This is a genomic window from Streptomyces sp. NPDC091272 (assembly GCF_044757485.1).
In the GTDB taxonomy this organism is placed as follows: Bacteria; Actinomycetota; Actinomycetes; order Streptomycetales; family Streptomycetaceae; genus Streptomyces.
In genome coordinates, this window is the sequence record NZ_JBIVVC010000020.1 from 1 (window position 1) to 12,082 (window position 12,082).

Annotated in this window: 9 protein-coding genes; 4 read left to right on the forward strand and 5 right to left on the reverse strand. The window is 67.0% G+C overall.

The annotated features are described in order from the left end of the window. Window positions 1-1,250: 1,250 nt before the first annotated feature. Window positions 1,251-3,467 carry a Helicase associated domain protein gene (locus ACIQM4_RS33840; RefSeq protein ID WP_401599312.1) on the forward strand — a complete coding sequence of 739 codons (2,217 nt, stop codon included), beginning with the start codon at window positions 1,251-1,253 and terminating at the stop codon, window positions 3,465-3,467. A gap of 615 nt (window positions 3,468-4,082) precedes the next feature. On the opposite strand, the gene ACIQM4_RS33845 is transcribed toward ACIQM4_RS33840, so the two are convergent. Further along, window positions 4,083-5,078 (reverse strand): GlxA family transcriptional regulator, encoded by a 996-nt coding sequence (locus ACIQM4_RS33845; RefSeq protein WP_401599391.1) that lies wholly within the window; start codon window positions 5,076-5,078, stop codon window positions 4,083-4,085. A gap of 190 nt (window positions 5,079-5,268) precedes the next feature. On the opposite strand from ACIQM4_RS33845, the gene ACIQM4_RS33850 reads away from it, so the two are divergent. Continuing rightward, window positions 5,269-5,589, forward strand: a complete 321-nt coding sequence (locus tag ACIQM4_RS33850; protein ID WP_401599314.1) for a hypothetical protein — start codon at window positions 5,269-5,271, stop codon at window positions 5,587-5,589. Next, window positions 5,589-6,317: a cysteine hydrolase family protein gene (locus ACIQM4_RS33855; protein ID WP_401599316.1), complete on the forward strand. Its 729-nt coding sequence runs from the start codon at window positions 5,589-5,591 to the stop codon at window positions 6,315-6,317. Before ACIQM4_RS33850 ends, ACIQM4_RS33855 begins: the two co-directional genes overlap by 1 nt. A 174-nt stretch (window positions 6,318-6,491) precedes the next feature. Here ACIQM4_RS33855 and ACIQM4_RS33860 read toward each other — a convergent pair whose 3' ends face one another. The 3 genes from ACIQM4_RS33860 to ACIQM4_RS33870 all read right to left on the reverse strand — a co-directional run bounded on the left by ACIQM4_RS33860 (window position 6,492) and on the right by ACIQM4_RS33870 (window position 9,573). Further along, window positions 6,492-7,373, reverse strand: coding sequence for an alpha/beta fold hydrolase (locus ACIQM4_RS33860; protein ID WP_401599318.1), 882 nt, complete (start codon window positions 7,371-7,373; stop codon window positions 6,492-6,494). A 264-nt stretch (window positions 7,374-7,637) separates the two neighbouring features. Beyond that, on the reverse strand, window positions 7,638-8,207 hold the full coding sequence (locus ACIQM4_RS33865) for an NADPH-dependent FMN reductase (protein WP_401599320.1): 570 nt from the start codon (window positions 8,205-8,207) through the stop codon (window positions 7,638-7,640). Between the two features lie 223 nt (window positions 8,208-8,430). After that, on the reverse strand, window positions 8,431-9,573 hold the full coding sequence (locus ACIQM4_RS33870; RefSeq protein WP_401599322.1) for an FAD-dependent oxidoreductase: 1,143 nt from the start codon (window positions 9,571-9,573) through the stop codon (window positions 8,431-8,433). Between the two features lie 239 nt (window positions 9,574-9,812). Between ACIQM4_RS33870 and ACIQM4_RS33875 the strand changes: the two genes are divergently transcribed. Further along, a complete protein-coding gene (locus tag ACIQM4_RS33875; RefSeq protein ID WP_401599324.1) occupies window positions 9,813-10,490 on the forward strand; it encodes a TetR/AcrR family transcriptional regulator in 678 nt (225 codons plus the stop codon). A 37-nt stretch (window positions 10,491-10,527) separates the two neighbouring features. On the opposite strand, the gene ACIQM4_RS33880 is transcribed toward ACIQM4_RS33875, so the two are convergent. Then, on the reverse strand, window positions 10,528-11,988 hold the full coding sequence (locus ACIQM4_RS33880) for an MFS transporter (protein WP_401599325.1): 1,461 nt from the start codon (window positions 11,986-11,988) through the stop codon (window positions 10,528-10,530). Window positions 11,989-12,082: the final 94 nt, after the last annotated feature.

A 12,082-nucleotide genomic window follows, 5' to 3' on the forward strand; every position in this document is an offset into this window, starting at 1 on the left:
CGCGCGGTCTGCTCCGCAGACACGACGCGGAGCCGCTACGCGGCTCTATCCTCGCTCGCTCCGCTCCCGAGCATGCCGGTCCACTCCGTGGCCCAGCACTTCCGGAGCGCTCCGCGCCCCGGAAGGCCAGCGCTCCGCGCTGGCAACTCGCCTGCTCCGCAGTCGAGTTGAAATGCGCCGACTACGAGGCAGGGTCTGATCCGGTGCGGGGTGTGTTTAGCTGCCGTGCTCGGCGTCGGGCCAGGTGGTTGGTGATGAGTACGGCGATGAGTAAAAGAGTAATTCCTGTGGGAGCACCGTTCCTTGCTCCGCTGTCGTTGTCGGCTATTCGCCAGATCAGGACCGCGACATTCAGAACCAAGGCCGGCCAGCACATGATTGCCACCCACTTACCTCCTGGCTTGCTTGCCGCCGACGGTTCATAAGTTGTCTCATGTATCCTTTTTCCTGAGCAACTACCACCATTTTGCGGCCCCACCCAAAATTTCCATCACCCTGAGGTACTGAATGCGTCATCTTGCGCAAACCGCTACCTTGATTTCCGTAAGCTATTATCAAACGCGCCATGCCAACATCATCGAGAACCGCAAGAGTGCTGTGCTTGCCTGCCAAGGTCAGGGACGCCACAGCGCTGCTATTTCCTACCCCCCGGCGACAAGCTAAAGAAAAGATCCAATACCTGACGCATCGCAAGGTCACAACGCCAGTTCCTCGCGAAGCTCTTGAGATCGAACTCCACTCACACCAGGAAGGAAATACCGTGTGGCTGCGACAGCCATGCGGTGCATCTTCCGCCGTTTCTCAGAGAGCTCACTGAAGCGAGTTCACAGGAAGAGGTTGGAGCGCGACGCTTGCTCGTATCCGCAGTCATGTCATGGTGACCGAGGTGCTGTTTGCCTCCTCTGTTGCCGTCCTCCGTGCTGCGCTCGCCGCGCTTACCGCACCTTTGTCTATCCCGGCGCGCAGAGCCTTTTCGCACTTGTTTTCGACCTAGTGGCGGGCGAGAGCCAAACTCTCCGACTGGAAGCAGAGGGCCGGAACCTCTCTCAGGAGTGCGCCACAGCGGCACGTGAGGGAATTTGGCTTTACTGCGAGGAGATCTTCTCCGGGCGTGACCTGGCCTCAGCAAGCCATGCGTTTGAGCTGTTGACGCTCATCAAGCAGGATCAGGCGTTCCTTGCTCGCATCCGACATTCGGCAGCCGACCGGATCCCTCCGTGCGTTCGGGTGGACATCAAGCAAGGAGAACCGTGTTGAACCAGGCCCTCAGGGCACACCAGGTCGAGGCAGTCGATGCGGTCGTCCGCCACCTCCAAGCACCGGTCGGCGCTCCGGTGCCCGCAGGGGGGTTGCGGTGCCAGGTCATCGCAGCGACGGGCTCCGGCAAAACCCGCATCGCCGCCGTGGTTGCGCAGCGGCTGCGTGCGCGGCGGGTGTTGGTGCTGGTGCCGACGTTGGATCTGCTGATGCAGATGGCTGCCGAGTGGCGTCGGGCCGGGCGTACGGGGGCGACGGTCGGGGCGTGCTCTCTTTCGGCCTCGGTATCGGAAGGGCTCCCTTGTACGACCAATCCCATGGAGCTTGTGTCTTGGGTGCAGGGCCAAGGTCCGGTGACGGTGTTCTCGACGTACTCCTCCGCGTCCACGACGGTGCACCAGGCCCGCGCGATGGGCATGGACGGCTTCGACCTTATGGTCGTGGACGAGGCGCACCGTACGAGCGGTGACGCGGCGAAGGCATGGGCAGCCGTGCACGACCAGACAAAGATCCCGGCGGTACGACGGCTGTACATGACCGCGACCCCGCGGATCTGGGAAGCCCTCGAAGACTCCCGGAAGCAGGGCCGGTCGGCGCCGCGGTTGATTGCGAGCATGGACGACGGGTCGCCCGTTTTCGGGCCGGTGGCGTGGAAGCTGACACTCTCCCAGGCCATCTCACGGGGATTGGTCGCGCCGTACCAGATCATCTGCGTGGACATCTCCGATCCCGATCTGCATGCCGCGCACGCGGCCGGTGACCGCAGCTCCGACCATGTGCGCGGGGCACGGCTGGCCGCCTTGCAGGCGGGCCTGGTGACGGCTGCGGCGGACGAGAACCTGCGCAAGACCCTCGCGTTCCACTCCCGGGTGCACGAGGCGGAGGCCATGGCCGCAGGCCTCCCGGAGGTCGCGGAGCGGTTGTTCGCTCAGGATCCGGCGCGGTATCACCCGCCGGAACGGGTATGGGCGGACTGGTTGTGCGGGGAGCACAAGCCGGGTCATCGGCGCCAGGTGCTGGAGGAGTTCGAGTCGGACGTCATCAGCTGCCCGCAGGGCACGGGTCGGCGGAGGAAGGATGTCGTGCACCCAGCGAAGTTGAAGGTGCTCTCTTCTGTTCGCATTCTGGGTGAGGGCGTCGATTCAGCCCGCTGCGATTCCGTTGTCTTCTGCGATACACGGGGGTCGATGGTCGACATCGTGCAAATGGTTGGACGCGCACTGCGCATGCATCCCGGCGGAGGGAAAATTGCCTCCCTCGTGGTGCCGGTATTCCTCGAACCCGGTGAAACGCCTGGTGAAATGCTGACGTCGCCGGGCACAGAAGCATTGGCGAAGGTACTCGGAGCGCTTCGTTCCCATGACGCGGACGCGATCGAAGCTCTTGCGGATCCTCGTGTGCGCAGCGGGAGTTGGGATACTGCAGGTACAGCTGAGGCAGGCGAGGAGGAGGGCCAGGAGCGGCGGGACACGGCGACGGGCCCAGGTACCGGTGCGCGTGAGTTGCTGAGGTTTTCAGCGCCGCGGGATCCGGCGGAGGTGGCTAGGTTCGTGGCGTTGCGGGTGCTGCATCCGGAGACGGACTTCTGGCGTGCCGGGATTGCGGCCGCGGTGCGGTACCGGCAGGAGGCCGGGGTCGAGGAGTTGCGGGTGCCGTATGACTTCGTGACGCCCGACGGTTGGGTGATGGGTGGGTTTCCTTTGGGGACGTGGCTGCGGAACCAGCGCACTGCCTATAGGGCGGACACGCTGGTGTCGGGGCGGGTGCGGGAGCTGGAGAAGCTGGGTGTGGTGTGGTCGCATCGTGACCGGGCGTTCGAGGAAGGCCTCGCTGTGGCCCGGCACTGGGCTGGTGAGCACGGGCATTTGCTCCCGCCGGCCACCGCCGTCCGGAACGGGTACCCGATCGGGACGTGGGCGAAGAATCTGCGGACCGCGGCCCGGCTTGCGGACATGCGGGCGGCGCAGTTGGAGGGCGACGAGCTGCCCGAGGATGCGGAGCGGGCCGGTGGCTTGTCGTGGGCGCGACGTGAGGCGCTGGATGAGATCGACCCCGGCTGGTGTCCGGTATGGGATGCGGGGTGGCAGCGTTGCCTGCGTCTCGTGCAACACCATCTGAAGGTCGGCGGTGCCGTGCCGAGAGAGGCCGGGAAGGTGGTCGTCCAGGGCGAAGATCTCGGGCGGTGGGTCCAGGGCTGCCGGTTCGGATAGGACACGCTGTTGCCCGCGCAGCGATGGTTGCTGGAGATCAGTCTCGGGATCGGACCGGCGGAGGAGTCGGAGCGGCCTGTGAAACGCACGCAGGACGACAAGTGGCAACTCAACCTCCGCGCAGCACAGCAGTTTCACGCGCGTGAGGGACACCTACGGGTGCCGAGGAAGCACATCGAGCACGTCGAGGCGAGTGAGGGGCTGGCAGGCATTCAGAGGGCCGCTGGTGGTGGTGTGGTGGGGGTGAAACTCGGGATGGTGCTGGACAACATCCGTAAGCGTGCCGACAGCCTCAGCGGCGATCGACGGCTGACCTCGACGCACTCGGTATGCGGTGGGCCACCCGAGCATGAACGGCGAAGAGGAGGACGGCACGAAAATGAGCACGGATGCGTAGACCAACCACGCGGTAGACAGGCAGCCGAAGACGTATGAGAAGGCAACGCGGGCGCCCATGCTGGCGGGCTGCCAAGCGGCTGAGTTCGTCCGCCGCATTCTCTTCGACCCAGCGCCCGTTCACGATGGCTCGCTTCTTCGATACTCATGGTTCATGAACTACGAGTAGAGCGGTTGGCCGAACGCTCATGCGGGCGGTCGGTTGGCGGTGTCTGTTGGTCACGAGACCTGAGGGACCCGGAATCGGCGCCGGTATTCCGTCGGCGTCGTGTTGAGGCGACGGCGGAAGGCCCGTACGAGCGTGTCGGTGGTGCCGAAGCCGCACAGGGATGAGACGCGGTTGAGCGTGGCGTCGGACGATTCCAGCTCGTGGCGGGCCTTCTCGACGCGTACCGATTCGATGTACGCATGGGGGGTCATGCCTAGTTCGTTCTTGAACAGGCGTGTCAGGTGCCGGTCGCTGACATGGGCGTACGCGGCGAGGTCGACGACGGTGAGCGGTTCGGCGATGTGCCGCAGGATGTGGTGGCGCAGGTCCTCGATGCGTCGGGTTGTGGAGACCTGCTTCAGTGGGACGCTGAACTGGCTCTGGCCGCTGGGGCGTTTGAGGTACATCACGAGTTGGCGGGCGACGCGCAGTGCGACGGTCTCGCCGAGGTCGTCGGCGATCAGGGCGAGGGAGAGATCGAGGCAGGCGCTGATTCCCGCGCCGGTCCACACGTTGCCCTCGCGGATGAAGATCGGGTCGGCGTCGACCTCCACCTCCGGGTGGTCGGCGGCCAGTTGCTGCGCGGTCGACCAGTGGGTGGTGGCCCGTTTGCCGTCGAGCAGCCCGGCGGCGGCGAGGAGGTGTGCTCCGACGCACACCGAGGTGATCCGGCGCGTCCGCTCTGCAAGTTCCTGCACCCGATGGACCAGCGCGGGGTCGACGAGGGGGTGAATGCGTCCGTCCCCGTCGACCTCCACCGCGCCAGGGACGATGAGCGTGTCGATGCTGCGTGTCGCGGCCGCGTCGAAGGTCAGGTCGGGCAGGACGCGGACTCCGGCGCCGGTGGTGACCGGGTCCATGGTCTCGGCAGCGAGGACCACTTGATAGCCGGCCGCCTCTGCGGTCTCGCGCCGGGCCAGTGCGAAGACCTCCGGCGGCCCGGTGACGTCGAGCAGGTCCACGCCCTCGAAGATCACGACCACGATGAGCCGTCCCGCGGTGTCCACCACGCTTCCCCCTTTGGTGCTACCGGGCTGGTGTTGCTGATGTGCTTGTCCGACGTCAGGTCGGTATCTGCATGTTAGACGTCATTGTTGACATCGGGTCGAGCTCATAGCGTGGAGGACACAGCCCCCGGCCGGCAGTACCGGGACCACGGGCCGTGACTCTCCTACGCGACACCAAGGTGGAACACCCATGTCCAGGACCACGCTGCGCGAGCTCAACGGTTTCGACCAGGCGCCCGCGGAGCTGGCCGAGTCGGCGTCGCACACCCCGGGCTCGCAGCAACTCCCGGTCGGAGCCCGCGCGGTACGCAAGAAGGCCGTGCACGTCATCAATGACGGCGGGAAGGACCGCCGTACGACACCCGGGGGGATGCCCCGTATGTGCCTCGCATTCACGGCTCAGGGCTCGTTCCTGCACGGCAACCGCCTCACGGTTGCTGCCACCGCCACCGCCACCGCCACCGCCACCGGCCTGTACAAGGTCGTCGCCTCCCAGAAGGAAATCGTTTGATGAAGCCGCTGCGTACGTTCGTCGCCCTGGGTGCCACCGCCCTGCTCGCGGTCACCGTCACCGCTTGTGGCGGGGAGAGCCAGGCCGCCTCCAGCACCGACCGACAGGACGGCAAGGTGTCACCGTCCGCCGAACCGAACGTCGCGAAGAACACCACGACGCTGCGTCAGCTCATGAAACTCGACGAGACTCTAGCGACGTTGTCCAACGCCGCGCTGATCCTTGTCGACTACCAGAACGTCTACACCGGCGGCCCGATGCAGCTCACCGGCTGGAACGAGGCGGTCAACAGCACCAAGGCCCTGCTGGAGCGGGCCCGCAAGGCTCATACGCCGGTCATACACGTCGTCGAGAAGGGCTATGACCTCAAGTCGAAGGGCGGACAGATCATCCCGGCTCTCAAGCCGGTCAAGGGAGAGGCGGTCGTCGAGAAGGCCGTCCCCAACGGCTTCCACGACACGAAGCTCAATGAGGAACTCAAGAAGACCGGCCGCAAGAACGTCATCATCAGCGGTTTCATGACACACATGTGCACCCTGTTCACCACGGAAGGCGCCGTCTACAACGGCTACAACCCGACCGTGGTCGGCGACGCCTCCGCGACCCGGCCGCTACCGGTCAAGGGCAGCCCCAACGGCATCCCCGCCAAGCAGGTCCACGAGGCCGCGCTTGCCACGATCCAGGACCGCTTCGGCGTCGTCGTGCCGAAGCAGAGCGACATCAAGTAGCGCTCGAAGAAACCGTCTTGGGCAGGAGCGTCTTGGGCAGGAGCGACTTGGGCGGGAGACGGAGCCTTCGCTTCTTGTCCCGCTCATCTTCTCCCGCTCAGGACGCGACGTCCTGCGCCGTTTTCCTCATGGCAGTGGGCATTCCCTGGGCCGCGGGTTCTGCGGACGACCTGCTCAGCCGGTGTGGGACACCACGGCGTCGATGAGGTCCGGCCAGAGCTCTCGGGGGCGGTCGTGGCCCATGTCGGGGATCAGCAGGAGTTCCGCACCGGGCACGAGCTCCGCGGTGCGCTTTCCGCCGCTGGGGTCGATCAGCGTGTCGTCCAGGCCGTGGATCACCAGCGTCGGTACCCGCAGTTCGCGGAGTGCGTCCGCGCGTGAGCCGCTGAGGATCATCGCGCCGAGTTGCCGCCCGAGCCCCGCCGGGTAGTACGAGCGGTCGTAGCTCGCGGCGGCCAGCTCACGCAGCACCGCTGCGTCGCCGTAGCGCTTGGAAGCCCACACCAGCTCCTTCTCCGCCGCCTTGATGTATCCCGCGCGGTCCGCCGGCTTCGGGGCGGACAGCACCGCTTGAGCCTCCGGACTGTTTTGACCGTACTCACTCTCGCCGGTCGAGGACATCATCGACGTCAAGGTCAGCACCCGCTCCGGGGAGGCGATGGCCATCGTCTGAGCGATCATCGCGCCCATCGACGTGCCGACCACGTGGGCGCGTTCGATTCCGAGCGCGGTGAGCAGACCGAGTCCGTCATCAGCCATGTCGCGAAGCCTGTAGGGAACCATCGCGAGGGCAGCGGGAAGGTCGCCCGAGCTGACGGTGGCGATGAACGTGCCCGTGTCGACCGGGTGCTCGTCGAATTTCGTGGACAGTCCGCAGTCACGGTTGTCGTAGCGGATCACGTACCGACCGCGGTCCGCCAGCGCCCGGCAGAAGTCCTCGTGCCAGCCAAGCATCTGCGCGCCGAAACCCATCACCAGCAGGACGGGTGGGTCCCCGGGGTCGCCGAAGCTCTCGTACGCGATGGACACCTCGGAGGACACGACAACATTCGGCATACATGAATCCTGCCATGGGACAGACCCACGGAGCGCACCGGCAGATCCGGCCCGTGACCTGCGCCTCTCCTCGCGAAAGCGATCGCGCTGCCGCAATGCCCATGCTCACCGGTGAGTTCACCGGTCGCGAACTGGTTGTCGCTGGCGGCCTCGGCGCCGGCGTCTGACGGATCGCAGTGTGCGTCCGCCCGGTCTGTATGCCCGTACGCCCGTATGGGTGCGTGCTTGCGCGGGCAGCCCGGATCGCCCGAGAGGAACCGGCGGTCAGGAGGGGTCGGTGCGGGTCTGGGCGAGGGCGTTGGTCCAGGAGAGGAGTTGGTCGAGCATCGCTGTCAGTGCTCGGCCCTGGTGCTCGCCGGGGGTGAACGCGGCGCCGAACTGCGCGAAGTCGGTACGTAGATTCAGGGTGACCTGGGCGGAGACGTGTGCGAGCTGAAGGGCGCTGAGCACCGGGCGCAGGGCCTCGACAGCGCGCACGCCTCCGTCCACGCCGTAGGAGACCATCCCGACGGCCTTGTTGTTCCACTCGGCGTAGACGCGGTCGAGAGCGTTCTTCAGGACGCCGGGGAAGGAGTGGTTGTACTCGGGGGTGACGATCACATAGCCGTCGAAGGCGGCGACGGTCGTGGCCCATCGCTGGGTGTGGGGATGGCTGTAGCGGCCCATGGCCGGCGGGAACGGTTCGTCGATCTGCGGCAGGTCGACCTCGGCCAGGTCAATCAGCTCGTAGTCGGCGTCACCGCGTTCGCGTGCCTGCTCCAGGACCCATTGGGCGACTCGCTCACCCGCGCGTCCGGATCGTGTGCTGCCGAGAATGATCGCGATTTTTGTCATGGTGTCTCCGGTGGGTGAATGCGGGACGTACCCGGGAGTGTTGGCGGGCGGCACGCTGAGGGGCGGTCGGGATGCCAGGTGCTGGGTGCCGGTTGCTGGGTGGGAGGGGGACGGTCCCGCCCTCAGGGGTGCGGGAAGCGGTGATCTGAGGGGCGGGAGCCGGGCTGTTCCGTAGCTGAGCCGGGTGCGGTCTTGGCCGAGTGGTACTCGTCGGAAGCGGTGTTCACTCGGTGCTTGTCGGGTCGGAGGTGAAGAACTCGACCATCTGCTCCAACCCGCGCTTCCCGAACATCATGTCCAGGCTCGCCGCGGACTCGGCGGCCGATGCCTCGCTGCGGGGGAACAGTGCCTTCTCGTAGGCGGCCAGCGCAGCTTCGGTGTCGGCGGGGTGCGCTGCGACGGCCAGAGCGAGTTCGGAGCCGTCGAACATGGCCAGGTTGGCTCCCTCTCCCGCGAACGGGGACATCACATGGGCGGCGTCTCCCAGCAGCGTCACCCCCGGCACACGGTCCCAGTGGTGCCCGACCGGCAGGGCGTGGATGCGCCGCGGGGTGATCGTTTCCGCGTCGGCCACCAGGGCGCGCAGGCTCTCGTCCCAGCCCTCGAAGTGGGTCAGGACCGCGGCCTTGGCAGCGGTGTGGTCGGTGAAATCGAGAGTGTCGAGCCAGCCCTCGTCGGCCTTGAGCGCCGCGTAGACGTGCAGGCTGCCGTCGGTTTCCCGGTGCGCGAGGAAACCGCGCTCGTCACCGAGGCTGATGAAGAAGCCGGCTCCGACGACCGCTGCGCTGCGCGGATGGCGGGAGTCGGCCTCGAACAGGTCCGTTTCGACGAACGAGATGCCCGTGTAGTGGGGCTTCGCGTCCGAGACCAGGGGGCGCACGCGTGACCAGGCGCCGTCGGCGCCGATCAGGAGGTCGGTCGTGAGGGACGACCCGTCGGTGAACGTCACCTCGTGCCGGCCGTCTCCCAGTGCTCGGGCGCCGGTGGCCTTTCGACCCCAGTGGACCGTGCCATCGGGCAGGGAGTTCAGCAACAGGTCGCGCAGATCACCTCGGTCGACCTCCGGCCGGTCGCCGGCGTTGTCGTCCTCGGCCAAGTGGACCGTGCCGTCGGGTCCCATCAGGCGGAAGGACTGCCCGCCCTCGTGAATGAGCTTGGTGAATTCGTCGTGCAGTCCGGCGGCCTGCAGGGCCTTCTGTCCGTTCTCGGCATGGATGTCGAGCATGCCGCCCTGGGTGCGGGCCGCCGCTGACGTCTCCAGCTCGAAGATCGCCGACTCGACTCCGTTCACGTGCAGGACGCGTGCGGCAGTCAGGCCGCCGAGACCTCCGCCGATGATCGCGATGGGGAAATGTTCGACGCTCATAGCAGCTCCTCTTGAAGGGATGGCGGGGATGGTGGGACGGCGTGGGGCCGTGGTGGGCGTGCGGTTTGGACACCTCCAACGTAACGAACATGTTCGGTACGAACAAGTTCGGCGCGAGACGAGGATCACCTCTTTGTCAATACGATCCCAAAATCCTGGCATTTATCCCCTCGCGCCCGAGAGCCTTCCGAGCGAACGCGTTCGCTCCGAACGCGTTCCGCGGCGATATGCTTTCCCGCATGCCGACTCCGCAGAGCCGCCGCGAGCGGCCCGCCAAACCCGCCCTGACCCGCGAGGGCATCGTCGACGCCGCCGTACTGCTGATGGAGCACGAGGGGCTGCAGCGCGTGACCATGCGCCGTCTCGCGCAGGCTCTCGACACCGGTCCCGCCTCGTTGTACGTGTACGTCGCCAACACCGCCGAGCTGCACGCCGCCATCCTGGACCGCCTGCTGGGCCGCGTCGATCTGACCGCCGATCCGGGCGCGGACTGGCGAGAGCGGCTGGACGCCGTGCTCGCCAGCTACGAGCAGGTCCTCTTCGCCCACCCGGCACTCGCCCAGTCCGCCTTGACCGCCCGAGCCGCGGGTGAGAACTACCTCGCCCTGCTCGAGTCGCTGCTCGCGCTTCTCGCCCAGGGCGGCGTGCCCGACCGCCAGGCCGCCTGGGGCGTTGACCTCCTGCTCCAGCGCTCCACCGCTTCCGCCGCCGAACACTCCGCCCGCCGCGAGGACTCCCACGCCGAACGCGACTGGATCCAGCTGCGCCAGGCGCTTGTCACCGCCTCCCCCGACACGCTCCCCCACGTACGCGCCCAGGCCGACAACCTCATCTCCGGCGCCCCTGCCGAGCGTCGCCGCTGGAGCATCGACACCCTCGTCAACGGCATCCTCGCCACCGGCGCCCGCCCGCGGTAACGACCGGCTCGCGAGGGGGTGTTGACAGCAGACCTCCTCAGGACAACGTCTGGTTGTCCGCGGTCGGGCAGTCGCCAGCAGCCGGTGCCAGGACTCGCCCAGATCCTTTCGCGGGCCTGGACCTCGCCAGCCACAGGCCGGTGAAGACGGCGGTGGCCAGAGTGACGACACCGGCAGTCAGGAAAGCGCTGTTGAGGCCCGTCTCGAAGGAGGCGCCTTCGGATTGCCGGGCGCGGACGATCGCTCCGAGCAGCGCCACGCCGAGCACCGCGCCAATCTGCCGGGTGGTGCTGCTGATGCCCGAGGCCAGGCCGCCTTCCTTCGCGCTGACTGCCTGGATGGCGGCTCCCGTCAGTGGCGACATAGCCAGCGCGAACCCGGTGCCGGCGAGTGCCAGCCGCCACCACACGTTCCCGTATTCCGTCTCGGCGTGCACCGTGCCGAGTGCCAGCAGTCCCAGGCCGGCCAGGGCCAGGCCGGTGGTGACCACGATGCGAAAGCCGTAGCGGGCGGCGAGCCGGCCCGCGAACGGGCTGACGATCACCATGGCGAGGGATACCGGCAGGGTCTGCAGGCCGGCACGAAGGATCGAACTGCCCTGGACGTACACGAAGAACTGGGAGAAGAAGAACGACGAACCCATGAGCGCGAACCCCACCACGGCCATGGCGATGTTGGACACGGTGAACAGGCGTCGACGGAACAGCCGCAGCGGCAGCATCGGAGCGGACCTACGTGCCTCCACGGCGACGAAGGCAGCGAGGAGGATCACGGCGGCGGTGAAGCTGCCCAGGATCAGCGGTGACGTCCAGCCGCGGGCACCGCCCTCGATCAGCCCGTAGGTGAGCAGCCCTACCCCCAGAACTGACAGCGCCGTCCCCGGAACGTCGATGGGGGGAGCGCTCGGGTTGCGGGTCTCTTGGAGGCTGCGCAGGCCGGCCAGCAGCAGGACCACACCGATGGGCAGGTTGACCAGGAAGATGGCGGGCCAGCCGAACGCATCTGTGAGCACGCCGCCTGCCACGGGGCCTGCCGCGAGGCCGATTCCGCTGAAGCCTGCCCACAGTCCGATTGCCTTGACCCGTTCTCGTGGTTGCGGGTAGGCGGCGGCGAGCAGGGCCAGCGAAGCAGGGCTCAGCGCTGCGGCCCCGATGCCCTGCAGCACCCGGCCGGCGACCAGCCAGCCGGCCGAGGGCGCGAGGCTGCAGAGCACCGACGCGACGGTGAACACCGCAACGCCGGCCAGGTACACGCGCTTGCGGCCGAACCTGTCCGCGAAGACACCGCCGGACAGCAACAGCATGGCGACCAGCAGTACGTACGCGTCGACGATCCATTGCAGACCGGTCAGCTGGGTGTGCAGCCGGTGCTGCATGTCGGGCAGGGCCGCTCCGACGATCGTGTTGTCGAGCAGGACCATGCATTGACCCAGGCAGGTCACCGTGAGGAGAACGGCACGGTTCGGTCGACTGCCTACAGCTTCAGTCGGTGCAGCCAAGGGGGGGTCCTCTCTCCGTCGTCCGGGGGCGCCTTGGTGTGACTGACCGGGGGTCAGCCGCAAGCGCACTAACGCAGTCAGCGACTGCGTTAGT